This is a genomic window from Sandarakinorhabdus limnophila DSM 17366 (assembly GCF_945882885.1).
GTDB classification, from domain to species: Bacteria; Pseudomonadota; Alphaproteobacteria; order Sphingomonadales; family Sphingomonadaceae; genus Sandarakinorhabdus; species Sandarakinorhabdus limnophila_A.
Genome location: NZ_CAMCWT010000009.1, coordinates 1 through 26,187, shown reverse-complemented (window position 1 = coordinate 26,187; position 26,187 = coordinate 1). Strand labels below are relative to the sequence as shown.

The 26,187-nt window shown below is 64.5% G+C and carries 26 protein-coding genes, 1 tRNA gene and 1 pseudogene; 13 read left to right on the top strand and 15 right to left on the bottom strand.

From position 1 onward, the window contains the following. The first annotated feature begins 56 nt into the window (after positions 1–56). The 3 genes from hisC to Q7O19_RS03305 all read left to right on the top strand — a co-directional run bounded on the left by hisC (position 57) and on the right by Q7O19_RS03305 (position 3,189). Complete coding sequence (hisC, locus tag Q7O19_RS03315; protein WP_303808639.1) at positions 57–1,163, top strand: histidinol-phosphate transaminase; 1,107 nt, start codon at positions 57–59, stop codon at positions 1,161–1,163. After that, positions 1,163–2,062 (top strand): prephenate/arogenate dehydrogenase family protein, encoded by a 900-nt coding sequence (locus Q7O19_RS03310; RefSeq protein WP_022681013.1) that lies wholly within the window; start codon positions 1,163–1,165, stop codon positions 2,060–2,062. Before hisC ends, Q7O19_RS03310 begins: the two co-directional genes overlap by 1 nt. A gap of 158 nt (positions 2,063–2,220) precedes the next feature. Then, on the top strand, positions 2,221–3,189 hold the full coding sequence (locus tag Q7O19_RS03305) for a CsgG/HfaB family protein (protein ID WP_303808638.1): 969 nt from the start codon (positions 2,221–2,223) through the stop codon (positions 3,187–3,189). 72 nt (positions 3,190–3,261) lie between these two features. Here Q7O19_RS03305 and Q7O19_RS03300 read toward each other — a convergent pair whose 3' ends face one another. The 8 genes from Q7O19_RS03300 to fabD all read right to left on the bottom strand — a co-directional run bounded on the left by Q7O19_RS03300 (position 3,262) and on the right by fabD (position 10,076). Next, entirely contained in the window at positions 3,262–4,224 is a 963-nt protein-coding gene (locus tag Q7O19_RS03300; protein ID WP_303808637.1) for a hypothetical protein, read from the bottom strand. Continuing rightward, positions 4,221–4,946 (bottom strand): 1-acyl-sn-glycerol-3-phosphate acyltransferase, encoded by a 726-nt coding sequence (locus tag Q7O19_RS03295; RefSeq protein ID WP_303808683.1) that lies wholly within the window; start codon positions 4,944–4,946, stop codon positions 4,221–4,223. The genes Q7O19_RS03300 and Q7O19_RS03295 overlap by 4 nt, the downstream gene beginning before the upstream one ends. Continuing rightward, complete coding sequence (locus tag Q7O19_RS03290; protein WP_303808636.1) at positions 4,946–5,551, bottom strand: YdcF family protein; 606 nt, start codon at positions 5,549–5,551, stop codon at positions 4,946–4,948. Before Q7O19_RS03290 ends, Q7O19_RS03295 begins: the two co-directional genes overlap by 1 nt. Then, on the bottom strand, positions 5,548–6,513 hold the full coding sequence (mltG, locus tag Q7O19_RS03285; RefSeq protein ID WP_303808635.1) for an endolytic transglycosylase MltG: 966 nt from the start codon (positions 6,511–6,513) through the stop codon (positions 5,548–5,550). The genes Q7O19_RS03290 and mltG overlap by 4 nt, the downstream gene beginning before the upstream one ends. A 4-nt stretch (positions 6,514–6,517) precedes the next feature. Beyond that, positions 6,518–7,780, bottom strand: a complete 1,263-nt coding sequence (gene fabF, locus Q7O19_RS03280) for a beta-ketoacyl-ACP synthase II (protein WP_303808634.1) — start codon at positions 7,778–7,780, stop codon at positions 6,518–6,520. Positions 7,781–7,983: 203 nt separating this feature from the next. Beyond that, the gene (locus Q7O19_RS03275; protein ID WP_017668290.1) at positions 7,984–8,220 is read right to left on the bottom strand and encodes an acyl carrier protein; all 237 of its coding nucleotides are present in this window, start codon (positions 8,218–8,220) and stop codon (positions 7,984–7,986) included. A gap of 164 nt (positions 8,221–8,384) precedes the next feature. Further along, a complete protein-coding gene (fabG, locus tag Q7O19_RS03270) occupies positions 8,385–9,125 on the bottom strand; it encodes a 3-oxoacyl-[acyl-carrier-protein] reductase (protein WP_303808633.1) in 741 nt (246 codons plus the stop codon). 12 nt (positions 9,126–9,137) lie between these two features. Next, complete coding sequence (fabD, locus tag Q7O19_RS03265; protein WP_303808681.1) at positions 9,138–10,076, bottom strand: ACP S-malonyltransferase; 939 nt, start codon at positions 10,074–10,076, stop codon at positions 9,138–9,140. A 293-nt stretch (positions 10,077–10,369) separates the two neighbouring features. Between fabD and Q7O19_RS03260 the strand changes: the two genes are divergently transcribed. Further along, a complete protein-coding gene (locus tag Q7O19_RS03260; RefSeq protein WP_303808632.1) occupies positions 10,370–11,464 on the top strand; it encodes a tetratricopeptide repeat protein in 1,095 nt (364 codons plus the stop codon). 72 nt (positions 11,465–11,536) lie between these two features. Here Q7O19_RS03260 and bfr read toward each other — a convergent pair whose 3' ends face one another. From bfr to Q7O19_RS03235, 5 genes are all read right to left on the bottom strand, one after another. Continuing rightward, entirely contained in the window at positions 11,537–12,016 is a 480-nt protein-coding gene (gene bfr, locus Q7O19_RS03255; RefSeq protein WP_303808631.1) for a bacterioferritin, read from the bottom strand. A gap of 113 nt (positions 12,017–12,129) precedes the next feature. Beyond that, positions 12,130–12,303 carry a bacterioferritin-associated ferredoxin gene (locus Q7O19_RS03250; protein ID WP_022681023.1) on the bottom strand — a complete coding sequence of 58 codons (174 nt, stop codon included), beginning with the start codon at positions 12,301–12,303 and terminating at the stop codon, positions 12,130–12,132. A 56-nt stretch (positions 12,304–12,359) separates the two neighbouring features. Then, positions 12,360–13,637, bottom strand: coding sequence for a PAS domain-containing protein (locus tag Q7O19_RS03245; protein WP_303808630.1), 1,278 nt, complete (start codon positions 13,635–13,637; stop codon positions 12,360–12,362). Positions 13,638–13,761: 124 nt separating this feature from the next. Continuing rightward, positions 13,762–14,421 (bottom strand): heme-binding protein, encoded by a 660-nt coding sequence (locus tag Q7O19_RS03240; RefSeq protein ID WP_303808629.1) that lies wholly within the window; start codon positions 14,419–14,421, stop codon positions 13,762–13,764. Then, a complete protein-coding gene (locus Q7O19_RS03235; protein ID WP_303808628.1) occupies positions 14,399–14,878 on the bottom strand; it encodes a cupin domain-containing protein in 480 nt (159 codons plus the stop codon). Before Q7O19_RS03235 ends, Q7O19_RS03240 begins: the two co-directional genes overlap by 23 nt. Before the next feature lie 206 nt (positions 14,879–15,084). Between Q7O19_RS03235 and Q7O19_RS03230 the strand changes: the two genes are divergently transcribed. After that, positions 15,085–15,873 (top strand): SDR family oxidoreductase, encoded by a 789-nt coding sequence (locus Q7O19_RS03230; RefSeq protein WP_303808627.1) that lies wholly within the window; start codon positions 15,085–15,087, stop codon positions 15,871–15,873. Positions 15,874–15,931: 58 nt separating this feature from the next. On the opposite strand, the gene mutL is transcribed toward Q7O19_RS03230, so the two are convergent. Next, a complete protein-coding gene (gene mutL / locus Q7O19_RS03225) occupies positions 15,932–17,764 on the bottom strand; it encodes a DNA mismatch repair endonuclease MutL (protein ID WP_303808626.1) in 1,833 nt (610 codons plus the stop codon). Positions 17,765–17,918: 154 nt separating this feature from the next. On the opposite strand from mutL, the gene Q7O19_RS03220 reads away from it, so the two are divergent. From Q7O19_RS03220 to Q7O19_RS03190, 7 genes are all read left to right on the top strand, one after another. Next, the gene (locus Q7O19_RS03220; RefSeq protein WP_303808625.1) at positions 17,919–18,959 is read left to right on the top strand and encodes a rod shape-determining protein; all 1,041 of its coding nucleotides are present in this window, start codon (positions 17,919–17,921) and stop codon (positions 18,957–18,959) included. A 22-nt stretch (positions 18,960–18,981) separates the two neighbouring features. Next, positions 18,982–19,938 carry a rod shape-determining protein MreC gene (gene mreC, locus Q7O19_RS03215; protein WP_303808624.1) on the top strand — a complete coding sequence of 319 codons (957 nt, stop codon included), beginning with the start codon at positions 18,982–18,984 and terminating at the stop codon, positions 19,936–19,938. Between the two features lie 45 nt (positions 19,939–19,983). After that, positions 19,984–20,511, top strand: coding sequence for a rod shape-determining protein MreD (mreD, locus tag Q7O19_RS03210; protein WP_303808623.1), 528 nt, complete (start codon positions 19,984–19,986; stop codon positions 20,509–20,511). Then, entirely contained in the window at positions 20,504–22,492 is a 1,989-nt protein-coding gene (mrdA, locus tag Q7O19_RS03205; protein ID WP_303808622.1) for a penicillin-binding protein 2, read from the top strand. Before mreD ends, mrdA begins: the two co-directional genes overlap by 8 nt. A 5-nt stretch (positions 22,493–22,497) precedes the next feature. Further along, entirely contained in the window at positions 22,498–23,607 is a 1,110-nt protein-coding gene (rodA, locus tag Q7O19_RS03200) for a rod shape-determining protein RodA (protein ID WP_303808621.1), read from the top strand. 100 nt (positions 23,608–23,707) lie between these two features. Then, positions 23,708–23,783, top strand: a tRNA-Lys gene (locus Q7O19_RS03195). A 182-nt stretch (positions 23,784–23,965) separates the two neighbouring features. Beyond that, entirely contained in the window at positions 23,966–24,505 is a 540-nt protein-coding gene (locus tag Q7O19_RS03190) for a hypothetical protein (protein WP_303808620.1), read from the top strand. A gap of 52 nt (positions 24,506–24,557) precedes the next feature. On the opposite strand, the pseudogene Q7O19_RS03185 reads toward Q7O19_RS03190, so the two are convergent. Then, positions 24,558–25,294: pseudogene (locus Q7O19_RS03185) on the bottom strand (IS5 family transposase). A gap of 216 nt (positions 25,295–25,510) precedes the next feature. Between Q7O19_RS03185 and Q7O19_RS03180 the strand changes: the two are divergent. After that, entirely contained in the window at positions 25,511–26,128 is a 618-nt protein-coding gene (locus Q7O19_RS03180) for a hypothetical protein (protein ID WP_303808619.1), read from the top strand. Positions 26,129–26,187 lie beyond the last annotated feature (59 nt).

Genomic DNA, 26,187 nt, shown 5'->3' with positions numbered 1-26,187 from the left:
CGCGGGAATAATGGCGAAGGGGTGACTGTGCCAGCGAATTTCGCTAACGGCGCACCATGACCAACGCCGCACCCCAGATGAAGCCCTGGATCGAAGCCATGCACGCCTATGTGCCCGGCAAATCAAGCGCCGGCGCGCCCGTGGTGGCCAAATTGTCCTCGAACGAGAATCCGTGGGGGCCATCGCCCATGGCCGTCGCGGCAATGCAGGCGGTGATTGCCGAGGGGCATCGCTATCCCGATCCAGCCTCCACGAGCTTGCGTGAGGCGCTGGGCGACAAATATGGCGTGAACCCGGCCCACATCATCTGCGGCACCGGCAGCGATGAAATATTGCACATGATCGCATCCGCCTTCGCCGGCCCGGGTGACGAGATCATCCACGTGCGCCACGGGTTCGCCGTTTACGAAGGCGCCACCCGCCGCGTCGGCGCGACGCCAGTGGTGGTGCCGGATGTGGATTATACCGGCGATATCGATGCCATATTGGCCGCCGTCACGCCGGCCACCTGTGTCATCTACATCGCCAATCCCAACAACCCGACAGGCACATTGCTGCCTGCCGCCGACATCCGCCGACTGATCGCGGGCGTGCCCAGCGACGTCGTGCTGGTGCTTGACTGTGCCTATGCCGAATTCGTCGAAGGCGACTATGAAGACGGTCTGGCGTTGGCGCAGAGCCTGCCAAACCTGATCGTCACCCGCACCTTCTCCAAGATCCACGGCCTTGCCGCGCAGCGCATTGGTTGGGCGGTGGCGCCGCTGCCGATCATCGCCGCGCTTGATCGCGTGCGCGGGCCGTTCAACGTGACGACCACCGGCCAGGCCGCCGCCGTCGCGTCGCTGGCAGACGATGCCCACCTCGATATGGTGCGCCGCGAGACGATCCGGCTGCGCGCGTGGCTGGAAGGCGAGATTGCGGCGCTCGGTAATGCTGGCCTGCGCGCCATCCCGTCGGCCTGCAATTTCATCCTGGTCGAATTTCCCGAGGATGGCCCGGTCACGGCGGCTGATTGCAACCAGTATCTGCTCGATCACGGCATCATCTGCCGCTATCTCGCCGTCCAGAACATGCCTCGCGCCTTGCGCATCTCCATCGGCACCGAAACCGAAACCCGCACCGTCGCCGCCGCCCTGCGCGACTATGTGGAAGGCGCGGCCTGATGCTGCCGTTCGCGCGCGTCGCCATCATCGGCATGGGCCTGATCGGCTCAAGCCTCGCGCGCGCCGTGCGCGAAGCCATGCCCACGGTGCAGTTGACGGTGAGCGATGCCAGCGCGGCGGTGCGGGAACGCGTGGCCGAACTGGGCATCGCCGATGATGTGGCTGATGGCGCTGGCGCGGCCGTGGTGGATGCTGATCTGGTCATCCTGTGCGTGCCGGTGGGCGCCATGGCCGAAGTCGCTGCCGAAATCGGCCCGGAACTGGCGCCCGACACGGTGGTGAGCGACGTCGGTTCGGTGAAAGAAAGCGTGCTGAAGGTGTTGGGCGCCGCCCTGCCCGGCGTGCACGTGATCCCCGCACATCCTGTTGCGGGCACCGAAAAATCCGGGCCGGATGCCGGCTTTTCCAGCCTGTTCAAAGGCCGCTGGTGCATCATCACGCCGCCGCCGCGCGCCGATGAAGTGATGGTGGAGCGCTTGTCCGAATTCTGGCGGCGGCTGGGCGCCAAGGTCGATCTGATGGATGCGCCGCACCATGATCGCGTGCTCGCCGTCACCAGCCACCTGCCGCACCTGATCGCTTATTCGATCGTTGGCACCGCCAGCGATCTGGAACAGGTGACCAAGGCCGAGGTGATCAAATATTCCGCCGGTGGTTTCCGCGATTTCACCCGCATCGCCGCGTCTGATCCGGTGATGTGGCGCGACGTGTTCCTCAACAACCGCGAGGCGGTGCTGGAACTGCTGGGGCGCTTCACCGAAGATCTGGTGGCGCTGCAGCGCGCCATCCGTTGGGGCGAAGGCGACACGCTGGAAAATCTGTTCACCCGCACCCGCGCCATCCGCCGCCAGGTAATCGACGAAGGCCAGGACACCGATAAGCCCGATTTTGGCCGGTAAACCGGGCGGCGCGTAGGTCGTGAAGTTTACCGATTCTTGAGATTCGTATTTCGCATTGCAACTATTAGATAACTTCTTCCACAATATTGGGGTCGCGTAACCGCGCGGCAGGCCGAAAACGGCCGCTGCGCAACCAGAGCCTGATTTCGGGGGATCTCATGACGAAGCGTTTCATTCAGACTGTGGCCGCGATGTCCGCCGCCGCCGTGGCATTCACTGCCGTTCCAGCCGCTGCGCAGATCAATGCCGGCCGCAAGGGTGGCATTGAAAAGGCCCGCGCCGCCAAGACCGCCGAACTGCCCCGGTGCACCAAGGCGCTGGGCACCTTGGGGATCAGCGATCCCGAAACCCGCTGGTGGGAAGGCCTTGGCCTTGGTTCACCCGAAGCCTTGCTGCGCGTCTATGCCCAGAAATCCGGCTGCTTCCGTCTGGTTAACCGTTCGCAGCGCGGCATGGCCGCCATGCAGCAGGAACGCGCCCTCACCGCCGGTGGTGAAACCCGCGGCGGCGGCACCATCGGCAAAGGCCAGATGGTGGAAGCCGATTTAACCCTGATTCCCAACATTGTCACCGCCAACCGCAACAAGGGCGGTTTCAAGATCGGCGGCCTGCTCGGTGCGTTCGTGCCGGGCGTTGGCGGCGCCCTGCTCGGCGGGCTTGACGTGAAAAAGCGCTCGGCCAACGTCACGCTGGAAGTCGTCAACAACAAGTCGTCGGAAGAATTCGTCACCGAAGGCCAGGCCACCAAGACGGATGTGGGCTTTGGCGCCGGCGGCGGCATTTTTGCCGGCGGTTTCCTGGGGGCCGGCGGTGCCAGCGGCTATGCCGATTCCGAAATCGGCCAGGTCATTGCGCTGGCCTATCTCGATGCCTTCACCAAACTGGTCAGCGATCTGGGCGGCCTGGAAGCAACTGCCGGCGGCCCGCAGGCCGAACGCGCCGTGGTGATTAAGAACCCGGGCCGCATGTTTGCCGGCCCGGCGCTGAATGCCAAGGTGATCAAGCCGCTCGACGGCGGCGCCATGCTCTATCCCGCCGGCAACAAGGAAGGCGGCTTCTGGGAAGTGGCCGACGAATTGGGCACCAAGGGTTGGGTGAGCGAAATCGCCATCGGCATTGCCAAGTAATCAGCGACTGACTCAACAGCACGGCCATCCGCCAGCCTGGCGGGTGGCCGTTTTGCTGTTCACCGCAAAAGATCAGCGCAATCTGGGGCAGGCCGGCACCTGGCCGCGCCGCGCCCGCGTGGCGAGATCGGCCGTGATGCCCGACAAGGCCACCGCCCCGCCCGCCGGCAACAACGTTTCCAGCGCCAACCGCACCGCGCTGCGCAACCGCTGTTCAGCCGGGGCCACGGTGCCATTCAGCGCCGCCTGCACGGCCATCGGGCAGACCGTTGTGATGGCGCCCGCCAGCCGAGCTCCTATTCCCAGCGGCACGATAGTCGCATCCAGCTTGAAGATTTCGCCCGTGGCGTCGCTGCCGGTCATCACCAGATCAAGGCTGCCGGCGCCTGAGGCCCAGCGGCGATAATCGTCCATGCGGCCGGCGGCGCGCGCCGTCAAGTCGGCGGCCAGGCTGATCGGCGCGCCCTGCCCCAGCGCAAAGCCAGTGGCACCGATCACCAACTGGCCATGCTGGGCCAGGCGCGGACGGGCAAGCTGGGCAGGAAACACCTCGCGAATGTGCAGTTCAAGGCTGTCGGCGCGGAAATCGGGGCCAAGGCCGCTATTGCCGCGCGCACCGGGCAGCACGATCGACAGGCGGGCCAGCCGGTTCAAGCCGGCCGCATCCGGCGCAATCTTCAGGCTGGCCGTCGCCGTTGCCGCCGCCACTTGGGCCTGCAGGCCGGCCGCACCCGCCGTCAGCGCCACGCCCTGAGCCTGGAGCACGGTCAATTCCGGCCGCCATGGCCCGCGGTTGAGCCGCAGCTTGTCCACCGCCATCGCCACGCTGGTTCCCCCATCGTGCGCCAGTGTCACCCCGGCCAGTTCGGCTTCCATGCGATAGGGAAAACCCGTCACCTGCACTTGCCGGCCGGGAAACCAGCCGGCCAGCGTGGTTTCGAAATCCGCCGCCCAGCCGCGCCAGAAATAGCCATAGGCCGCCAATCCTACCAGCAGCGGCAATAGGCTCAACAATAGCGGCCAGCGGCGTTTCATGATCGACCCTCTGCTTGCAGCGCATTGATCGCGCTGTGCACCTTGCGCTCAACCTCGTCACGCGGCAGGCCGGGCGGGATCGGCGCTGCCACCTTCATGTGCACGGTGCCGGGATATTTGATGAAGCTTTTCGGCCACACGCTGCCACTGTCGAGCGCGATCGGCACCACCGGCAATTTCAGCATCTTGTAGAGCCCGGCAAAGCCAGCGGCGAGCGGTGGGGTTTCGCCCACCTGCACCCGCGTGCCTTCCGGGAAGATCACCACCGGCCGCCCCTTGGCCACGGCCGCCTGCGCCTGCCGCATCATCTCGCGCAACATCCCGGCCGAACCAGATCGATCGACAAAGATGGAACCATGCCGGGCCGACGCCAGGCCCCAGATCGGGATCTTGCGCAGTTCCTGCTTCATCACCACCGCCGGTCGTTCGAACCACCGCAGGGTGAGAATGGCTTCCAGCGCACTTTCATGTTTCAGCGCAAATAACTGCGGGCCCAGCGGAATTTCGCCGTCGATCTCGATCCGGATGCCGGTGATGGCCCGACTGCACAAGCGAAACCAGCCCGCCCACAGCTTCGGACCGATATAAAGGCTGGCCCCCGAACCCAGCAGCCCCAGCAGCAGCGCCAGCGGCACCAAAATCAACGATCCGCCCATGAACATGATCTGGAAGATGATGGTGCGAACCAGAGCCAGCAGAGTTGCCAGCGGGTTATGCCGCATCACGCCGCCCCCGCCAGCAGCGCACCCCGACGCAGCAGCCACTTCGAATATTCGAACGCCAGCCCCGGCGCCTTGGGTTCCGACGGCACCGCGTCTGACAGCACCTTCACATCGGCCGGCAGCACGCGCGACAACTCCAGCCGGGCGCGGCGCATGTGGCCGGCGCTGGTCACCAAGCGGATCGATTTATACTGGTGCTTTGCCACCCAGCGCGCGGTTTCCTCGGCATTGGATCGCGTGTCCACCGCTTCATAGCCCAGATCGGTCGAGCGCAAGCGGCGCGTTGCCACCCCGAAGGCCGCAGCGAGTTGGCGGCGGCTGGTCTTCTCGCCCACACCCGATACCAGCATCCGCCGCGCCGCGCCGGCTTCCACCACCGCCAGCCCGCGCCGGAAGCGCCCGGCCCCGCCGGTCAACACCACCACGCCATCGCTTTTGACGGCCAGCGGCGCCGGCCCCGGCAGGGTGAGGCTGAACCAGATCAACCCCAGCGTCCACGCCAGCACCGGCAACGCCGCGATGCGCGCCAGCCACATCAGCGGCCCGGCCTTGCGGCGCTTCGGGGCCGCCCGGCGCGCGTTGCTGGGGAAGGATAGGGGGCTCACATCTCACCGCGCTGGCGGCGCAGGGCAAACCAGCGCGCCACATTGGCGTTGTGTTCGGCCAACGTCTTGCCAAAAACATGGCCGCCGCTGCCATCGGCAACGAAATAGAGCGCATCGGTTTCTGCCGGATCGAGCACGGCCATGATCGAATCCCGCCCCGGATTGGCGATCGGCCCCTTGGGCAGGCCGGGCTTCAGATAGGTGTTGTAGCCGGTATCGCGGCGCAGTTCCGATTGGCGGATGCGGCGGCCAAGCGGCTTGCCGGCGGTGATCGGGTAAATCACGGTCGGATCGGCATCCAGCTTCATGCCTACCGCCAACCGATTGCTGTAAACCCCCGCAATCGTTCGGCGCTCACTGGCCTTGCCGGTTTCCTTCTCGACGATGCTGGCCAGCACGATGGCTTCGGCCGGGCTCTTCACCACGGCGCGCGCTGTGCGCTTGGGCCACAGATCAGCCAAGGTCTTGGTCATTGCCGTCTGCATGCGCTTCAATACCACGGCGCGGTCCTCGCCGGGTTGATATTCGTACGTGTCGGGCAATATGCTGCCTTCCGCCGGCACCGCGGCCTTGCCGTTCAGGCCCGGCACCGCATTCAGCCGCTCTGCCACCAGCACCGCCGGCCAGCCTTCGGGAATGGTGACGGTGAAGCGCTCCACCTCGCCCTTCTGCAGCGCGGCGAGCATGTCGCCCCATGCCGCACCGGGCTGCAACCGATAGCGACCGGCCTGCACCGGCGCATCGCTGCCCAGCACACGGGCGAGCAGGCGGAACTCACCGGCAGACGAGACGAGACCGGCCTCTTCCAGATCGCGTGCCACGCCCGCCAGGCTGGCACCGCGCTTTACCTCGAAGGATTGCGCCGGTCCCGGCTTGCTTCCCCAACCGAACCACGGCGACAACGCCATTGGCACGCCCAGCAGGACAGCCAGGGCGACAAAAGCCAGGACAGCGCGACGCATGGCGTCAGACGCCGCGCATCACCAGTGTCGCGTTGGTACCGCCAAAGCCGAACGAATTGTTGAGCACGGCGCGGATGCGGCGCTGCTTGGCGACATGCGGCACCAGATCAACCCCGATGCAGGCGTCCGACGGGTTGTCGAGGTTCAGCGTCGGCGGCGCCACCTGGTCACGCAGGGCGAGCAGGCAGAAGATCGCTTCCACTGCGCCAGCCCCGCCAAGCAGGTGGCCAATGGCCGACTTAGTGGACGACATCGAAACATTATCGATGGCGCTGCCGAACAGCCGCTTCACCGCGCCCAGCTCCAGCTCGTCCCCCATCGGGGTGGAGGTGCCGTGGGCGTTGATATAGTCGATGTCTTCCGGGTTCAGCCCGGCCTTGCGCAGCGCCATCTGCATGGAACGGAACGCGCCCGAACCTTCCGGATGCGGCGCCGTCACGTGATAGGCATCGCCGGTCAGGCCATAACCGACCACTTCGCCATAAATCTTGGCACCGCGCGCCTTGGCCCGCTCATATTCTTCCAGCACCACCACGCCGGCGCCTTCGCCCATCACGAAACCATCGCGATCCTTATCATAGGGGCGGCTGGCGCGGGTGGGATCGTCGTTGAAATTGGTCGAAAGCGCGCGGGCCTGCGCGAAACCGGCGATGCCCAGCGGGCACAGCGCACTTTCCGAACCGCCGGCCAGCATCACATCGGCATCATCCAGCGCGATCATGCGGGCGGCATCGCCAATGGCATGGGCGCCGGTGGAGCAGGCGGTGACAACCGCGTGGTTGGGGCCCATCAGGCCATATTTGATCGAAACCTGGCCCGAGATGAGATTGATCAACCGACCATGCACGAAATGCGGCGACACGCGGCGCGGGCCCTTTTCGTGCAGCACGATTGATTCGCTGGCGATGCCCGGCAGGCCGCCGATGCCGCTGCCAATGGAGCAGCCAGCACGGAAGCGTTCTTCCTCGGTCATGTCGGTCAGGCCGGCGTCTTCGATGGCCTGACCGGCCGCATCGATGCCATAGACGATGAACGGATCGACCTGGCGCTGCACCTTGTAATCAACACGCTTGTTGGCATCAAAGGTGAGCCCGGTGCCGTCGCCGGCCTTCACTTCGCAGGCGATGCGGCATAGCTGATCGGATGCGTCAAACCGCGTGATCGGGCCAGCACCCGATTGGGAGGCCAGGATGTTGGCCCAGACGGTTTCGACATTCGCACCCAACGGGGTGACCAGGCCCAGACCAGTGATGACGACACGGCGCATCGGCAATCCATTCTTCTGCGCGACCGGCCTGCCCTGCCGGCGCTTGGGTTTGGACCGTTCCTTACAGAAAACTGAGGCCCATTTGGCACGAAACGGCCCGCCGCTTGTGTTCAAGCGATGGGCGGTTCCCTATTATCGCCGGCTCAGCCGGCCAGCCCTGTCTTGTTGGCCTGAGGGCCGCGGCAACCGCAGCCCTCAGGCAATCACTTGCCGTTAGCACCGATGAAATTGATCGCATCGGCCACGGTGAGGATCTTTTCGGCGGCATCGTCGGGGATTTCCACGCCGAATTCTTCTTCGAAGGCCATCACCAGCTCGACGGTGTCGAGGCTGTCGGCGCCCAGATCGTCGATGAAGCTGGCGGCTTCGGTCACCTTGTCGGCTTCGACGCCCAGATGCTCGACAACAATCTTCTTCACGCGCTCGGCAACGTCGCTCATCGTTTTCTTTCCTTGTTATCGCGGCGAAGCATCGCCGGTGGTTGGCTTACAGTTACCCGGCGGCAGTAGCGTGATGGCGAAATTGTGGCAAGAGTGCAGCGCGGCCTGCGCGCATGGCGCAGCCAAGTGGGCAAACCCGGCGGCTCTGCCGCCGGCCGCGCCCATCAAGGCATCGCCATCCCGCCATTGATGTGCAGCGTGTGGCCAGTGACATAGCTGGCTTCCTTCGACGCCAGATACACCACCCCCGCCGCAATATCCGCGCCTTCGCCCAGCCGCCCCGCCGGAATCCGCCCCGTCAGCGCATCCTTCTGCGCGTCGGGCAATGCATCCGTCATCGCCGAAAGGATGAACCCCGGCGCGACGCAGTTCACGGTGATATTGCGGGAAGCCAGTTCCTGCGCCAGCGCCTTTGACATGCCGATCAGCCCGGCCTTGGACGCCGCATAATTGACCTGCCCCGGATTGCCCGTCACGCCCACCACGCTGGTGATGGCGATCATGCGGCCAAAGCGCTGCTTCATCATCGGCTTGGCGGCGGCGCGATAGAGGCGGAAGGTCGCTTCGAGATTGATGCGGATCACGTCCGCCCACTCATCATCCTTCATGCGCATCGCCAGATTGTCCCGCGTGATGCCTGCGTTGGCGACCAGGATATCGAGCTGGCCACCCAGAGCCTCCACCGCCTGCGGCACCAGCGCATCAACAGCGGCGCTGTCGGAAAGATTGCACGGCAGCATCACCGCATCCGGACCACATTCGGCGGCCACCGCCGCCAACGCTTCGGCGCGGGTACCCGACAGCGCAACACGGGCGCCGCGCGCGGCCAGTGCCTTCGCAATCGCGCTGCCAATGCCGCCGGAGGCGCCAGTGACAAGGGCGGTCATGCCGGTGAGATCAAACATGCTTATCCTCCTTCAGGCGATCGCAGCGGCGATGGCTTCAACGCCAGACATGTCGGCGGCGGTGATGGTCGGAACGTCGGGGGTGATGCGCCGAATCATCGGGCCGAGCACCTTGCCGCCCACTTCCACGAAACCGGTCACGCCCAGTGCGGCCATGGCCAGCACCGATTCCCGCCAGCGCACGGTGCCGCACACTTGTTCCACAAGCAGGCGGCGAATCTCATCCGTGTCGCTCACTGGCGCAGCGGTCACGTTGGCAACCAGCGGCACGGTCGGCGCGGCCAGCGGCGCTTTGGCAAGCGCCTCAGCCATCGCATCAGCCGCCGGCCGCATCAGCGGGCAATGGAACGGCGCCGAAACCGGCAGCAGCACCGAGTGGCGCGCACCCTTGGCCTTGGCGAGGCTCATGGCGCGGGCCACGGCCTCAACATGGCCGGATACCACCACCTGGCCCGTCGCGTTGTCATTGGCGGCCGCGCACACCTGACCCTGGGCCGCTTCGGCGGCAATGGCCGTCACCGTTTCGAAATCGAGGCCCAGCAGCGCCGCCATGGCACCCACGCCCGGCGGCACCGCGGCCTGCATCGCCGTGCCGCGCAGCCGCAACAGGCGGGCGGTATCGGCCAGGCCCAGGCTGCCGGCGGCGCACAGGGCGGTATATTCGCCAAGGCTGTGCCCGGCCACGAACGCTGCCTTGTCGGCCAATCGCACCCCGGCTTCGTTTTCCAGCACGCGAAGGCAGGCAATGCCCACCGCCATGATCGCCGGCTGGGCGTTGGCGGTGAGGGTCAGTTCCTCTTCCGGCCCTTCCCACATCAGCCGCGACAGGCGCTCGCCCAGCGCTTCGTCAACTTCTTCGAACACGGCGCGGGCGTGGGGGCTGGCATCGGCAAGGCCCTTGCCCATGCCCACCGATTGGCTGCCCTGGCCCGGAAAGATGAAAGCGCGAATGGTCCCTCTCCCGATGGATCTCGTTGTGCGCCGCCGATTAGGCGCTTCATCGCGCCCATGCAACCGCCCGGCCCGAACGGCTGCGACACTGAGGTCAACCGGGGCGTTTTGCCCGGTTGCACGGCGCAAAACTTCCAGTATGGGCTAGCGTTCGCGCTCAGAGTGGGGCCAAGGGGATTCGCAGCGGCCATTCGTCGGCCCGGAACCCCCTGTAGACCATATTGGTTCGCGGATCGGTGGCCACGCAGGCAGCCGGTTCTGAGTTTTGGAACGAGAACAGCCAAGGATCGCCAATGAAGATTGATGCCCGCCTGTTGATCGCTGCCAGCCTGTTGGCTGTCGCCGCCCCGGCTGCGGCCGCCGTGTCGCCTGCCGTGGGCAAGGCGCTCAACGCAGCGGCCGCTGCCGCCAAGTCGCGCAATGCGGCTGGTGTTGCCGCTGCCATTGGCCAGGCCCGCGCCGCCGCCAGCACCGCTGAAGAGCGCGAGAAGACCGCCCAGATGGCCGGCTTTGCCTTCACCGCTGTCGGTCAATATGGCCAGGCCGCTGCCGCGCTGGAACAGGTTGGCGCCCCGTGCAACCAGCTTGGCCCGCTCTATTATCGCGCCGGCCAGCTGGACAAGGCGGTCGCCATTGCCCGCAAGTGCCCCGGTGGAGCCAGCCAGATCATGGTGGCGCAGGCGATGACCCGCCAGGGCAACCATAAGGCTGCGATCGCCGCCTACAACGCGCTCATCAAGAGCAACGGCCCCAAGGCCATCTATCTGGAAAACCTGGCCGGCGCCCAGTTCAAGTCGGGCGACAAGAAGGCCTATCTGGCCACCACCACCCGCCTGATCAAGTCTGATCCGTCGGCGGCGCGCTGGAAGGTCCTGCTGACCGAGCTTCAGAACCACAACATGCGTTCGGAAGCCAAGCTCGGGCTGTACCATCTGATGTTCACCACCGGCACGCTCGAACGCGCCAGCGATTATCAGGATTTCGCCCGCCTGGCCCTGATCAACGGCCAGGCCGCCGTCGCCAAAGCCGCGTTGGACAAGGTCGGCGGTGGCGGCGATCCCATGAGCCAGAAGCTGGCCGCCGCTGCTGCGGCCGGCGTGAGCAAGGAAAGCGCCGAAGCCGTGAAGCTGTCGGCCACGCCGGCCACGGCCTTCAAGGGCGGCAACGCCTATCTGGGCCTGGGTGATTATGCCAAGGCGATCGCCGCTTATGAAAAGGCGATTGCCGCCAACGGCCTGGATGCCGATTTTGCCCGCGTGTTCAAGGGCATCGCTGCCACCCGTGGTGGCCAGAAGGCCGTCGCCATCGCCACGTTCAAGACGGTGAACGAAAAGAGCGGCATGAAGGATGTCGCCGATCTGTGGAGCCTCTACGCTTCCACCCGCTGATCTTTCGCACCAACAGCAAAAGGGCCGCCGTGGCATCCCACGGCGGCCCTTTTTCGTTGCGGTGCGGCCGCCTCAATCCCCCGCTGGCCGCGATTGCAGCTGGATATAATTGGCCAGGCCCATCTGCCGGATCATTTCCTGCTGCGTCTCGATGAAATCGACATGCTCTTCCTCGGCGGAGAGGATCTCGGCAAACAGATCGCGCGACGCGAAATCGCGCACCTTCTCGCAATGTTCGATGGCATCCTTCAGGAGCGCGATGGCTTCGAATTCCAGCTCCAGATCCGCCTGCAGCACTTCTTCCACCGTTTCGCCGATGCGCAGGCGATTAAGCGCCTGCATGCCGGGCAGGCCTTCCAGGAAGAAGATCCGCTCCATCAGCTTGTCGGCATGCTTCATCTCGTCGATGGATTCGTGCCGCTCGTAATCGGCAAGCTTCTTGATGCCCAGATTGTCGAGCAGGCGATAATGCAGCCAATATTGGTTCACCGCCGTCAGCTCACCCTTGAGCACGGCATTCAGAAATTCGATCACCTTGGCGTCACCGCGCATGGCCTGTCTCCCTTTGCTGGGTCCGCCATGGTGCAAATCTTGATCTGAGTCAAGAAAAGTCGTGATTTTTCTGATACTTATTACTGCAACGCACTTGCATTAGCAGCGGCAATTCAGGCGAAGCTGCGCGCGTCCGCCAGGATTTCCTTGGCGAACGGCAGGCACTGCCCGCACTTCACCTTGCAGCCCAGCTGCGCATAGGCCGCCTTCGGGCAAGATTTGCCCGCCACCCGCGCGGCTTCGCGGACATCCCGTTCCTTCAGCGCATTGCAGACACAGACGATCACGTTTCCCTCGCGAGTCGAGTGGCGTTACTGCGAATCGTTATCATCCATGTCTGCTGCTAATGCAAGTGGTTCGCAGTATCCGGATGGTGGCGGAGGGGGCAGTGCTGAACCGGCCACGGCGGCGGGCGCAGACGCAAGCCGGGAAGAAACCTCAAGCCCCTCCTGAAGCATCCTGGCGCACGAGGTTGGCAATGCTTTGCGCGAGCTCCGCGCTGCGGAAGGGCTTCCTCAGCCGATTGCAGCGCGCCATCGATCAGCCGCCGCTCACTTTCACTGCCAATCTGCCGCCGGACCAGCATGTCCAGCGCACCCATGATCGGGGTGAGCAGGTTATTGAAGTCGTGCGCAACGCCGCCGGTGAGTTGGCCGATCGCTTCCATCTTCTGCGCCTGGCGCAACGCCGCCTCGGCCGCCAGCAGTTCGCGCGTGCGCTCCTCGACCTGGTACTCAAGTGTGGCGTTCAGGCGGGTCAGTTCGGCCAGCGCCTGATGCTTCTGGGTCACATCCTGACCCTGGACAAAGATGCCCGTGACCTCGCCGCGCTCATCAACAATCGGTTGATACGTGAAACTGAGGAAGAGCTGGTCGGGTTCGGCTCCGGGTGTGCGCCGCAGGCTGAGCGGAACATCATGCACCACATAGGGCTGGCCAGTCGCAAACGCACGGTCGAGCGTCTTGAACAGGCCGGTGCCGACAAACTCGGGAAACGCCGCGCGGATGGTCTGGCCGACAAACCCCCGCTTGCCCGCGACGCGGTCATAGGCATCATTCACATAGTCAAAAACATGATCGGGGCCGCGCAAAATGGCCACAAATCCGGGCACATGCTCGAACAGCAGGCGCTGCCGCTCGCGCTCGGCCACCAGCCGCCTTTCCGCCAGCACGCGATCAGTCGTTTCTGCAGCCGAGCAAAACACACCGGCAATCTCACCGCTGTCATCGCGTAACGGCGAGTAGGAAAAGGTGAACCAGCATTCTTCAGGATAGCCGTTGCGCTCGATCGTGAGCGGCAGATCTTCAGACCAGGTCGCTTCACCGCCAAGCGCCGATTCCACCAGCGGCGTGATCTGCTCCCACACCTCCGACCACACCTCCCGGAACGGTCGACCCAGCGCCCACGGATGCTTTTTGCCGTACACCGGCCGGCAGGCATCATTGTACAGGAAGGCAAGCTCAGGGCCCCAGGCAATGAACATCAAATGCTTGCTGGGGAGTATCATGCGCACGGCCGTCCGCAGGGCCTGGGGCCAAGTATCCGGGTGTGCGATCGGCGATGTCGACCAGTCATGGGCTTCCATCAACGCGCCCAGTTCGCTCCCGCCCGCGAAAATCACGGCCTTTTTCCTTTGAACAGGCAGCAATCTCACAGACAACCTCCAAGGCTTTTATAGCACTCAAGCTGCCATACCCGAACACGGCAGCGGCGCACCCGTGGTGGCATCGGGCCTGCCGCCTGGTTCAGTTTGCGGCCACCGGCGCAATCGGGATCATCACCTCGTTCCGGCGCAGGAACCACAAGGTCCAGGGCGGATCATATTGCGCCAGTGACGGCGATCCGATCGCCTGCAGGTGCTGCGCGTTCACGAATCCCGCCAGCGCCGCTGTTTTCGCCGCAATCCTGTCCTGCCGCGCCAATCCACTGAACCGCGCCACGGCCATGCGGGCGGGGGCGATATTGTGCAGCTGCGCGCGGGGATTGTTGGGGCTTGGCAGGCTTTCCAGTGTCGAACCGCGGGGCATGATGAAGCGGATCAACCATTGGCCGTTGCCGCCGCTCTGCAAGACGGGCGCCGTCATCGCGATCTTCTGGCCAACGGCAGCGGCCTGTACCACCGGCGCTGTCATGGCGATTTTCTGCCGGGCGGTGTTGCCGCCAAAGATATAGCCGGCAAGCAGGCGAAACCCGGCGCTCGCGGCGGCCTTGCGGTCACCGGTGACCGACACTTCGGCCACCACCAGTGCCGGATATTCCCTCACTTCGCAGTCGCGTTGCGCAAGGCTGACGATGAAAGCGGGTTCTTCGGTGGCGATGGCACAGGCTCCTGTCAGGCTGAGGCCCAGTATCAGGGCAATCCGCAACACTCTCAAAGCCTGATCAGGCGTGTTGATCCGGCGCATGGCCTGACTGCACGGACCAATCGGCGGGTGCATCATCCGTATCGGCGCTGGCAACGGCGGCCGTGGCCTGAACCTTGCCGGGTGCGTGGTGGGCCGGGGCATAAATGGCATAGAGTTGCATGGGCGTGGGGCCAATGTTGATGATATTGTGCCAGGTTCCCGCCGGCGCCAGCACGCACCAGCCATCCGAAACCTTTTCATCGAAGGTCATCTGATCCTTGGCGGGCCCCATCAAAACGCGGCCGTCGCCGGTTTCGAGGCGGATGAACTGATCAGTATCCGGGTGCGATTCAAGGCCGATTTCGCCGCCAATGGGGATGGACATCAGCGTGACCTGCAAATGGCGGCCACTCCACGCGACCGCGCGGTAATCATCGTTCTCGATCGCCGATCGTTCGATATCGAACGACTGTGGCGCAGGGCCCGTATCTTCGATTCGCATGTCTTCACTGGGCATGGCCACTCTCCTGCATGCGGGCAGCCTAACGCGGGCGGCGCCGGCAGATAGGTTCGGAAACCACTCATGCCGGGCCGGCGGGCGTGGTTGCAGTGGCGCGTGCCACAACAGGGAGGGGGCTATGTCCGGCTGGCCACTATTTCGCGCTTCACATTGGCCGTTATCACCGCGACAGTGGGTGTGCATCAATCCAAGGAACTGCCCGCATGGAAACGACCAACCTGTTCCGCCTCGACGGCCGCATCGCCCTTGTCACCGGTGGCAGCCGCGGCATCGGCAAGATGATCGCCGCCGGCTTCATCGCGCAGGGTGCCAAGGTTTATATCTCGTCGCGCAAGCCTGCTGCCTGCGCCGAAGCCGCAGCAGAGCTTGGCCCGAACTGCATCGCGCTGCCGCAGGATGTTTCAACCGTCGCCGGTTGCCAGGCACTGGCCGCGCAATTTGCCGCGCTCGAACCCCGGCTCGATATTCTCGTCAACAACGCGGGCGCCGCCTGGGGTGCGCCGTTCGAGGCGTTTCCGGAAAGTGGTTGGGACAAGGTGATGGACCTAAACGTCAAATCGCCGTTCTTCCTGACCCAGGCCCTGCATGACCTGCTGAAGGCGTCCGGCCGCCGTGAACAACCGGCCAAAGTCATCAACATCACGTCGATCGATGGCATCCGGTTGAATCCGCAGGAAACCTACAGTTACCACGCCTCGAAATCGGCGCTCATCTATCTGACCAGGCGCATGGCGGCGCGGCTTGTGCGCGATGCCATCAATGTGACCTCGATCGCGCCCGGCGCGTTTGCCAGCGAGATGAACCGCGTGGCACGCGATCACGGCGATGCGGTCGCCAAGCTGATTCCTGCGCGGCGCATCGGTGTGGACGAGGATATGGCCGGCGCTGCCATCTACCTTGCCAGCCGCGCCGGGGATTATGTGATTGGCGAAACGATCACAGTGGATGGCGGTGTCGCCCACGCCAACACAGGTTCCGGCCTTTCCGAGTGAAAGCCGCCGCCTGAAACGGCCCCTCTGGTGCCTGCGGGGCGGATGGCGGCTTTACGCCTTACCGCCGGCCGAAGAGTTTCTCGATATCGGTCTTGGCCAGGCGCACCCACGTGGGGCGGCCGTGGTTGCATTGGCCGGAGTGCGGGGTGACTTCCATCTCGCGAAGCAGGGCGTTCATTTCGGCAATCGAAAGATGCCGCCCGGCCCGCACGCTGCCGTGGCAGGCCATGGTAGCGGCGACACCGTCGAGGCGTTCTTTCAGGCTCAGCGCGCGGCCGAAGGCAGAAAGATCGTCGGCCAGATCGGTGATCAGCCCCTTCACGTCACACGGGCCAAGCAAGGCCGGCGTGGCGCGGACGAGGACGGCGGTGGGGCCGAAGGCTTCGACCTCCAGGCCGAGTTCGGCCAGTTCGTCGGCACGATCGGCGACGCGGCCGGCGCCAATCTCGTCCAGTTCCACCACCTCTGGCACCAGCAGCGCCTGGGACGCGACGGCGCCGCCGGCCAGCGCGCGATTCATGCGCTCCAGGGTCAGGCGTTCATGGGCGGCGTGTTGATCGACGATGATCAGCGCATCGTCGGTTTCGGCGACGATATAGGTCGCGGCGACCTGGCCGCGCGCGGCGCCCAAAGGGAATTGTTGGGGTGGCGGCGCGGGGGCGGCGGCTGGACCGGAGGCTGCAAAAGCCGGCGGCAATTGGTTGAAGAGGCGCGGCGCTTCGGCCCAGCCCACCGCCGGCCCGGCGCCGCCAGCGAAAGCCCCAGGAAAAGCCAACGCGCCGCCAGCCGCCGGATCAGCGCCGCCAGCGGGCGGCCACGCGCCGGCAGCGGCCGGCAGCGGTTCGGCGACGAACGCCGCCAATGCAGCGCCGGAAACCTGGGTGCTGGCCCGGTGCCCGGCTTCATCCAGCCCACGGCGCAGGCCCGAAACGATCATCCCGCGCACCTGGGCGGAATCGCGGAAGCGCACCTCGGTCTTGGCCGGGTGAACGTTCACATCCACGAAGTCGAACGGCACATTCAGGAACAGCGCGACGACCGGATGACGATCGCGGGCGAGCAGATCCTGATAAGCGCCGCGCAGCGCGCCCACCAGCAGGCGATCCTTCACAGGCCGTTGATTCACAAACAGATATTGGTGATCGGAAACGCCCCGATTCCACGTTGGAATGCCGGCCAGCCCCGCCAGGTGCAGGCCTTCGCGCTCCAGATCGACCGCGACAGCATTGCCGGCAAAATCCGGGCCAATGATCGCCGCCAGCCGTGCCAGCGTCGATTGCGGGCTGGCATCGGGCAGCGGCGGCAGGTTCAGAAGGCGTCGGCCTTCGTGTTCGACGACGAAACCCACCTCGGGCCGCGCCATGGCCAGCCGTCGGATATGATCAAGGCAAGCGGCCAGCTCGGAACGTGGCGATTTCAAGAACTTGCGCCGCGCCGGCACCTGAGTGAACAGGCCATCCACCCGCGCCACCGTCCCCGGCGCCGCACTGGCCGGGCCGTCGTGGATGATACGGCCATTGTCCACCACCAGCCGCCAGCCCTCCCCACCTTCAGGCCGACTGGTCAGCGACAGGGTGGCGACCGAGCCGATCGAGGGCAGCGCTTCACCACGAAACCCCATGGTCGCAATGGCAGCCAAATCTTCATCGGGCAATTTGGACGTCGCATGCCGCTCGATCGCCAGTCGCAACTGGTCTGGCGCCATGCCGATGCCATCATCGGCCACTTCCAGCCCATCGATGCCGCCATTCACCAGGCTCACCCGGATGCGCCGGGCGCCGGCATCCAGTGCGTTTTCAACCAGTTCCTTGGCGGCACTGGCCGGCCGCTCCACCACCTCGCCGGCGGCGATGCGGTTGATCAGGGTTTCGGGCAGGCGGCGAATAGGCACCGGCCTGTATTAAGGGCAGTTGAGCGCACTGTCATTCCCCGCCCGTTCCACTTTGGCCTTCACCCTTGCAAAAAGCGACATTCGGGGCCAAAGGAAGCGGATTGAACGCGCGCCCCCGCGAAATCCACCCTCGTGCCTTGGTAAAATCCACATCATGTCGCCTTTCAGCCGGATGTTTTCCTTCCTCTCCCATGATATGGCCATCGACCTGGGCACGGCCAACACGCTCGTCTATGTGCGCGGCCGCGGCATCGTGCTCAACGAACCCAGCATGGTCGCCATCGAGACCATCCGCGGCAACAAGGTCGTCAGGGCGGTTGGCCACGAAGCCAAGGTGATGATGGGCCGCACCCCCGGCAACATCGAATGCATCCGCCCGCTGCGTGACGGCGTAATTGCCGATATCGATGTCGCCGAACAGATGATCAAGCACTTCATCAGGAAGGTGCAGACCAGCCGTTTCGGCCGCTATCCGGAAATCGTCATCTGCGTGCCATCGGGTTCGACCAGCGTCGAAAAACGCGCTATCCGCGATGCCGCCAACAATGCCGGCGCCACCCAAGTCTATCTGATCGAGGAGCCGATGGCCGCCGCAATCGGTGCCGGGATGCCCGTCACCGAACCGGTCGGTTCGATGGTCGTCGATATCGGCGGCGGCACCACCGAAGTTGCCGTGCTGTCGATGAAGGGCCTCGCCTACACCACCAGCGTGCGCGTGGGTGGTGACAAGATGGACGAATCCATCATCAACTACGTGCGCCGCAACTTCAACATGCTGATCGGCGAAGCCACTGCCGAGCGCATCAAGAAGGAAATCGGTACCGCCAAGAAGCCGGCCGATGGCATTGGCGAGACCGTTTTCATCAAGGGCCGCGACCTGATGAACGGCGTGCCCAACGAGATCCAGATCAACCAGGGCCAGGTCGCCGAAGCACTGGCCGAACCGGTGGCGGCCATCGTCGAAGGCGTGCGCGCCGCGCTGGAGAAAACCCAGCCGGAACTGGCCGCCGATATCGTCGATCAGGGCATCGTGCTCACCGGCGGCGGCGCCCTGCTGCACGATCTGGATGTCGTGCTGCGCGAAGCCACTGGCCTGCCGGTCAGCGTCGCCGACGAACCGCTCACCTGCGTTGCCATCGGCACCGGCCGCGCGCTGGAAGATCCGATGTATCGCGGCGTGCTGATCACCGCCTGAGCTGCAACCCATTCGGGGACCCATGGACTGGACTCCCGCCCCTCGCCGCCCCACCGCCATCCGGCGGGAGCAGAACCTCGCGCTGGTTTCGGCCGTGGTGTCGGGCGGCGTGATCGCGGCCGGGCTGATCCTACTGCTGGTGGCGCGCGTGAATCCCGAAACCGCCAGCGGCGTGCGCGCGGTGGCCACCGATATCGTCGCGCCCTTGTGGTCAGTGATGCGTGCGCCGATCGATGGCGCGGGCAAAGTGGCTGGGGATTTCGGCGATTATTTCGGCGCCGTCAGCCGCGCTGACCAGCTGGCAGCCGAGCTGGACAAGGCCAATGCCCGGCTCCGCGCCGCCCGCAACGGCCAGCGCGAACTGCAGCAGCTGAAGCGGCTGATGGCGGTGCGGGAGCCTACGCGGACGGTGGTCGCCACCACACGCATCGCGGCAGCCACGTCGGGCAGCGTTGCCCGCACCGCCATGCTGGCCGTGGGCAGCGGCGATGGCATCACCCGCGACATGCCAGTGATCGGCACCGAGGGCCTGGTCGGCCGCACGCTGGAAGTCGGCCGCCAATCGGCCCGGGTGCTGCTGCTCACCGACCCCCTGTCGCGCGTGCCGGTAATCGTCGAGCGCACAGGCCAGGCCGGGCTGGCTGTTGGGCGCAATCTGCCTACCCTGCTGCTCACCGATCGCATCGGGCCGGAACTGGCACTCGTTGTCGGCGATCGCATCGTCACCTCGGGCGACGGCGGTGTGTATCCGCCGGGCGTGCCAGTGGGCGTGGTGGTGGATCCCCGCGCCGATGGCCCGGTGATCCGCCTTGCCACCAGCCCGCTGGGCGGCGGCTTTGTCACGGTGGAGAGCGGCTGGCTGCCCATCCCCGATACCCAGCCGCAGGGCCCTGTGTTCGATGCACCGGTGCCGGTGGAAGCCCGCACAAGTGGGGCACCACCACCGCGCCTGCGCACCAGCGAACCACCGGCGAATTGATCTGGCCCGCCCGTGATCGCAACCCCGCCTCCCCCCGGCCTGCTGATGACCGCGGACGAACACCGGCGCTGGTATCTGTCGTTGTGGCGCTATGCCGTTCCGGCACTGGCCAGCATGGCGTTGCTGGTGCTCATGCTGGCCCCGCTGCCGATCAGCCTGCCGGCCATGCCGCATCTGGCCCTGATGGGCGTGCTGGCTTGGGCCATGCTGCAGCCGGGGCTGATGCCACCGTGGCTGGCCTTCTGCATCGGCATGCTGGCCGATTTATTGTTCGGACAGCCACTAGGGGTCAATGCCACCCTGTTTGCCTTCGCCACCGGCGTGATGCGGATGACCGGCCGGGTATTTGGCCGCCACGGATCGCTGTTTGATTGGCTGCTGGTGACCGGTGTCCTGCTGGGCTTTGCGCTGCTCACCGGGCCGATGATGGCGCTGGCCGGCCGGCCGACCACGGCGCTTCCGCTGCTGTGGCAATGGCTCACCAGCGTGGCGGCGTGGCCGTTGGTGGTGCGCCTGTGCGCCGCCATTCAGCGCAAGCTGGCGGCATCTGCACCCCATTGGCGCCATGGATGATCCCGTTCGCCGCATGGCGTTTTCGCGCCGCGCGCTGTTGCTTGGCGCCGGCATGGCCGGCACCGGTGCGCTGCTGGCCGGGCGTATGACCTGGCTCGCCGTGTTCGAAGGCGAGACCTACCAGCTGCGCGCCCAGGCCAACCGCATCCAGGATCGGCTGATCCCGCCCCGCCGCGGCTGGATCGTCGATCGCCAGGGCAAACCCATCGCCATGAACAGCCCGGATTACCGGCTGGAACTGCGCCCGGCGGAGGTGGAGGACCTCGACACGACCCTGGTCGCCATCCGCGCCGTGCTGGATATCGATCTGGCCGAAGATGCCCGCATCCGAGACGATGTGCGCACCCAGCCCAGCTTCATGCCGGTGGTGGTGCGTCAGAACCTGAGCTGGCGGGAGTTTTCCGCCTGCAATGTCCGCCTCGCCACCCTGCCCGGCGTCACCCCGGTGCAAAGCTTCTCGCGCTTCTACCCAGAGGCTGATTATTTCGCCCACCTTGTCGGCTATGTCGGCGCGCCAACCCCGGAACAATATCGCGAGCAAAAAAACCCGCTTTTGATCTATCCAGGCTTTCGCATCGGCAAGGACGGGATCGAACGATTTGCCGACAAGCAGTTGCGCGGCACGGCCGGATCCTCCCGCGTGGAGATGACGGCCCGCGGCGAACTGGTGCGCGAATTGGGCACCAATGCCGACACGCCCGGCGACACGCTGCGCCTCACCATCGATCGCGATCTGCAGGATTATGCCGCGCGCCGGCTGGGGGACAATTCGGCCAGCGTGATCGTGATGGACTGCATCACCGGCGACGTGCTGTGCATGGTCTCCATGCCGGCCTTTGACCCCAACATCTTCTCGCGCCGCGTGCCAGCCCGGTTGTGGAACGCGCTGCAGAAGGATGATCACACCCCGCTGCTCAACAAGAGCGCGATGGGCCTGTATCCGCCCGGCTCCACCTTCAAGATGGTGACCACGCTGGCGGCGCTGGAAGCGGGCGTTGATCCAGGCGACACGGTGGGCTGTTCGGGCGCCTATCGGCTGGGCAACAACACCTGGCACTGCCACTCCCGGCGCGGCCATGGCGGGGTCAACATGCACCGGGCCCTGCCGCTGTCCTGCGATACCTATTTCTATGTCATGGGGCGCAAGGTGGGCATCGATGCCATCGCCACCATGGCGCGGCGGCTTGGGCTGGGCCAGGAATATCCGCTGCCGCTGCCCGGCCAAACCAAGGGCATCGTGCCCGACAAGGCGTGGAAACAGCGGCGCTACGGGAAGGACTGGCGCGAAGGCGAAACCCTCAATGGCGCGATCGGCCAAGGCTATATCGTCACCAACCCGCTGCAACTGGCGGTGATGACGGCGCGGCTGGCCAGCGGCCGCGAAGTGATGCCGCGGCTGATCGCCGATGGCCCGGCGCCGCAGTTCCCGTCGCTCGGCATTCCCGACGCGCATCTGGCGCTTGTGCGCCAGGGCATGGTCGATGTCGTCAACGCCGGTTACGGCACCGCCCGCGCCGCGCGCAGCCCGATCGGCGACGTGCTGTTCGCCGGCAAAACCGGTACCGCCCAGGTGCGCCGCATCTCGGCGGCCGAACGCAAGCGCGGCGTGATCCGCAACGAGGCGCTGCCGTGGAAGCAGCGCGACCACGCGCTGTTCGTCGCCTTTGCCCCGGCCGACGCCCCGCGCTATGCCTGTTCGGTGATCATCGAACATGGCATCGCCGGCGGCCGCTATGCCGCCCCCATCGCGCGCGACGTCCTCAGTTTCCTGTTCGAGCCGCAACGCGCGCTGGCCGTGCTGCCGCCGATCGAGGCCGAAGCCGCCCGCCTGCGCGCCCTGCGCCAGCAAAACGAAGCCGCCGCCAGCATCGCCAGCGAAACCCGCCAGATGATGCCCAGCTGGCTCAAGCTCGACATCAAACCGCCGGTGTTCGAAATCGCCGACGCCGACGCTCCGCAACCCCCACGCGAACCCGAATAGCGCCGATGGACCTGCTCAACGGACCCTGGCGCCGCGAACTGGCCCGCCTGCCCTGGGGCATGGTGCTGATCATCTGCGCCATCGCCGGCTTTGGCCTTGTCGTGCTCTACTCGGCCGCTGGCGGATCCTTGAACCCCTGGGCGCTGAAACAGGGCGTGCGTTTTGCCATCCTGCTGGTGGGCGCGCTGGCCCTTGCGCTGGTGCCGCCCGAACGCTGGCTGGGCTGGGCCTGGCCCATCTACATCACGCTGCTGGTGGCGCTGGTGGGCGTGGAACTGGCCGGCGCCGTGCGCGGCGGCAGCCAGCGCTGGCTGGATATCGGCATCATGCAGTTCCAGCCATCCGAAATGATGAAGCTGGGCATCGTGCTGGTGCTGGCGCGCTATTATCAATATGTCCCCAAGGGCTATGAAATCCGTCCCGATGTGCTGATCCCGGCGCTGGCGCTGATCGCCATGCCGGTGGGCCTGGTGATGCTGCAACCCGATCTGGGCACGGCGCTCTCCATCCTGTTCGGCGGCGTTGTGGTGCTGTTCCTGGCCGGCGTGCGGCTGTGGCTGTTCGGCGCGGCGGCCGCGGCGGTGGCGGCGATGCTGCCGGTAGCGTGGTCCATGCTGCATGATTATCAGCGCAAGCGCGTGCTGATCTTCCTCGATCCCGAAAGCGATCCGCGCGGCGCCGGCTATCACATCACCCAAAGCAAGATCGCCATCGGTTCGGGCGGCCTTTCCGGCAAGGGCTTCCTGAACGGCACCCAGAGCCACCTCGATTATCTGCCCGAACTCCACACCGATTTCGCCTTTGCCACCATGGCCGAAGAATGGGGCCTGATGGGCGGGCTATTCGTCATCATTCTTTATGGCCTGGTGCTGGCCTGGGGCATCCGCACCGCCATTTCGGCCCGCAGTCAGTTCCAGCGCCTGCTCAGTCTTGGCCTTACTGCTACCCTGTTCTTCTATCTGGCCATCAACATGATGATGGTGATGGGCCTGGCACCGGTTGTGGGTATCCCGTTGCCGCTGATCAGCTGGGGCGGCAGTGCGATGGTGACGGTGATGATCCTGTTGGGCGTAGTGATGGGCATCGCCCGCGCCAACCGCCCCCGCTTTGACTGAGCAAACCCAAAAAACCGGTTTACAACCCCCCACCTCCCTGCTACTCGCCCGCTCCCGGCCGGACGGTTTCGCCGCCCGATCATACGCTTCAAGAGCGTTTGGACGTATAGCTCAGTCGGTAGAGCAGCTGACTCTTAATCAGCGGGTCCCAGGTTCGAGCCCTGGTGCGTCCACCAAATTTTTCAGTGACTTGAGCCGAAAATCGCCGCCGATTATACTTCGTCTTTTCGCTAAACGTAACACCAGACGTAAAAGGGCGTCGGACGTATTTGCCAAAACTTATCCACAGAAACGTGCTGGCAAAGACTGCCGCAAAATCGCCGCTTGATCTGGCAACAGGGTTAGGTAGCCTGCCCACATGACTACGCGCCCCGCCCAGTTCGCCCTAATCATCGCCGCGATGTTCGCATTCACGCCACCGGCATTAGCCGCGGGCGATGATGCGCGCCCTTTGCTATGGGATAAAGTCCGCTCTGGTATGTCGCTTGATGAAGTCCGAAAGCTTTATCCAGCAGACGGCAAAGCGATCAAATGGCACGCCGAAAAACAGACTGAGATTGAAGGCGTGGTGATTTTGGAAGGGTGCAAAGCTGAAGTTGAAATCCAGCACCCGGCCGGCGCGGTGGAAGTTGTGAAGGTAAAGGGCAAGGGTTCACTAACTGGCCGCTGCTCGGACAAAGTTTTTTCAGCGCTGGCAGCCAAATATGGCCAGCCTGATGGTAGAACGCAGCAATCGGGCTCAGTGCTGCGAAGGGCCAAGGCTACATCCGTTTGGAGCCGCGAAGGCGTCACCATGCGTTTTTCTTGGATGGACGATAACGGCACCGGAGGCGGCGGACTGCTCCAGTCATCATGGGAAATGGTATACACGGCAAGCGCCAGCCAAATTGCACTTTGACGAAAAAGGGCGAGCAGCAGCGCCGCCCGCCCCTTCTCGGTCGATCTGCCACCTAGGTCATGTTGACAAAAGACTTCAGCCATAGCCGCGCGGCGGCGAGGTTGAGGAAGCTGGCGAACGAGAGGGCGGTCTTGTCGTATCTGGTGGCGATGCGGCGCTGCTGTTTCAGCTTGCCGAACATGCGCTCGATGCGATTGCGGTCTCGATAGCGGCGATAGTCGGGATGCTCTGGCGCCTTGCGGTTAGAACGCGGCGGGATGACGGGCAAGATGCCGTGCATCAGGAGGTTCTGCCGGAAGGCGTCGCCATCGTAGCCCTTGTCGGCCAGGAGCGCCTTTGGCGTCGCCACAGGGATCGTCATCAGCGCGTCGGCCGCGGCATAATCCGAGGCTTCGCCGCCGTGGAGGATGAAGCCGAGAGGGCGTCCTTGATTGTCTGACCGGGCGTGGACTTTGCTCGTATAGCCGCCGCGTGATCGACCAAAAGCGTTCGCACAGCCCCCCCTTTTCCGCCCGCTGCCGAGACGTGGCCGCGAACCGTGGTGCTGTCGATCATGTGCTGCCAGTCGTCGGTGAGCCCGAGATCGACCAGCGTTTGCAGCAGGGCATCCCACACGCCCTGTTCGGCCCAGCGGCGGAACCGGACATAGACCGAGTTCCACTTGCCGTAGCGTTCATGCATGTCCCGCCAGGGGCAACCGACCCGCAGCACATGCAGCATCCCGTTCAGGAAGCGCCGGTTGTCTCCAGCAGGTCGTGCCCAGCGGCCACGCTCAGGCGGCAACAGCACGCCCAACACTGCCCACTCCTCGTCTGTCAGGTCTCCACGAAACACGGCTGCTCCCCAAAAAGCAGCTTTGAATCAGAAACCTGCCAGCTTGGGAATCCCTTTTGTCAACAGGGCCTAGCCTTAGGTAGTTTAAGAAAGCCCGAAAAAAGGTCAAGCCTGTTTCATGTCAGTCGATCATGCTAGAAGCATGCCAGTTTTCTAGCACGGGAGATCAAAGTGCAGTTTTCTATCCAAAAATTTAACGCTCCAAAGGGGCACGAAACCCTTTATGGAAATAACCCATACAGTATCGAAGCATCCTATGATCTCGAGCTCGACAAAAAAGAGGTGGTTGTTGTTCAGTGGTCAATTGAGACGGGCGGCATATCCATAGATGAAGGTGTGAAGATCGTTACGGGAGCTACGCCGTTCCAAATGGACACCATGGCCGACGTGGGGGCGGCAAAAAGTGGTGCCACTGTTTACCTAAAGTATCGCATTTTTACTGCAGAATCGAGTGAAGGACCTCAGCTTGAACTTGCGAACTTTGACGTTAAGGTTCCGTCAAAGGGTAAGGTTGACCTTGGTCTTCCCACCCCCTTGACAGGGACCTTGGAGGCACAGCCAGGAGGATATGCCAGCTGCAAGATTGAGGTATCGAGTGAAGCTAGCGGTGACTGGTGCGCAGCAGCTATCATCACCGACAATACTGGCGACAGTGCGTCGACCGCAGGAATCGCCGAAGATGGATCAACAACTCTAAGGGTCGGAATCGCAGGTAAGCCTAAGACTGTTAGTGGCGAAGTGATCATTCTAGGTGCAAATCCATGGATTGAAGTTGCTGCAGTTCTCTAATTTGACGGAGCCGTCCCCCGTCAACGCCCAGCGGCTGGGGAACGAGGAGTATGCCAATA

Bases quoted from the DNA above. Each gene is read 5' to 3' on its own strand.
- fabF (WP_303808634.1), bottom strand. From the start codon at position 7,780: ATGCGCCGTGTCGTCATCACTGGTCTGGGCCTGGTCACCCCGTTGGGT.
- bfr (WP_303808631.1), bottom strand. From the start codon at position 12,016: ATGCGCGGTGACGCCAAGGTGATCGAATTTCTGAATGCCGTGCTCAAG.
- Q7O19_RS03230 (WP_303808627.1), top strand. From the start codon at position 15,085: ATGGAAACGACCAACCTGTTCCGCCTCGACGGCCGCATCGCCCTTGTC.
- mreC (WP_303808624.1), top strand. From the start codon at position 18,982: ATGGACTGGACTCCCGCCCCTCGCCGCCCCACCGCCATCCGGCGGGAG.
- Q7O19_RS03235 (WP_303808628.1), bottom strand. From the start codon at position 14,878: ATGCCCAGTGAAGACATGCGAATCGAAGATACGGGCCCTGCGCCACAG.
- Q7O19_RS03240 (WP_303808629.1), bottom strand. From the start codon at position 14,421: ATGCGCCGGATCAACACGCCTGATCAGGCTTTGAGAGTGTTGCGGATT.
- rodA (WP_303808621.1), top strand. From the start codon at position 22,498: ATGGACCTGCTCAACGGACCCTGGCGCCGCGAACTGGCCCGCCTGCCC.
- mreD (WP_303808623.1), top strand. From the start codon at position 19,984: ATGACCGCGGACGAACACCGGCGCTGGTATCTGTCGTTGTGGCGCTAT.
- Q7O19_RS03305 (WP_303808638.1), top strand. From the start codon at position 2,221: ATGACGAAGCGTTTCATTCAGACTGTGGCCGCGATGTCCGCCGCCGCC.
- Q7O19_RS03275 (WP_017668290.1), bottom strand. From the start codon at position 8,220: ATGAGCGACGTTGCCGAGCGCGTGAAGAAGATTGTTGTCGAGCATCTG.
- Q7O19_RS03295 (WP_303808683.1), bottom strand. From the start codon at position 4,946: ATGCGGCATAACCCGCTGGCAACTCTGCTGGCTCTGGTTCGCACCATC.
- Q7O19_RS03220 (WP_303808625.1), top strand. From the start codon at position 17,919: ATGTCGCCTTTCAGCCGGATGTTTTCCTTCCTCTCCCATGATATGGCC.
- fabG (WP_303808633.1), bottom strand. From the start codon at position 9,125: ATGTTTGATCTCACCGGCATGACCGCCCTTGTCACTGGCGCCTCCGGC.
- Q7O19_RS03190 (WP_303808620.1), top strand. From the start codon at position 23,966: ATGACTACGCGCCCCGCCCAGTTCGCCCTAATCATCGCCGCGATGTTC.
- hisC (WP_303808639.1), top strand. From the start codon at position 57: ATGACCAACGCCGCACCCCAGATGAAGCCCTGGATCGAAGCCATGCAC.
- mrdA (WP_303808622.1), top strand. From the start codon at position 20,504: ATGGATGATCCCGTTCGCCGCATGGCGTTTTCGCGCCGCGCGCTGTTG.
- Q7O19_RS03310 (WP_022681013.1), top strand. From the start codon at position 1,163: ATGCTGCCGTTCGCGCGCGTCGCCATCATCGGCATGGGCCTGATCGGC.
- Q7O19_RS03260 (WP_303808632.1), top strand. From the start codon at position 10,370: ATGAAGATTGATGCCCGCCTGTTGATCGCTGCCAGCCTGTTGGCTGTC.
- mltG (WP_303808635.1), bottom strand. From the start codon at position 6,513: ATGCGTCGCGCTGTCCTGGCTTTTGTCGCCCTGGCTGTCCTGCTGGGC.
- Q7O19_RS03300 (WP_303808637.1), bottom strand. From the start codon at position 4,224: ATGAAACGCCGCTGGCCGCTATTGTTGAGCCTATTGCCGCTGCTGGTA.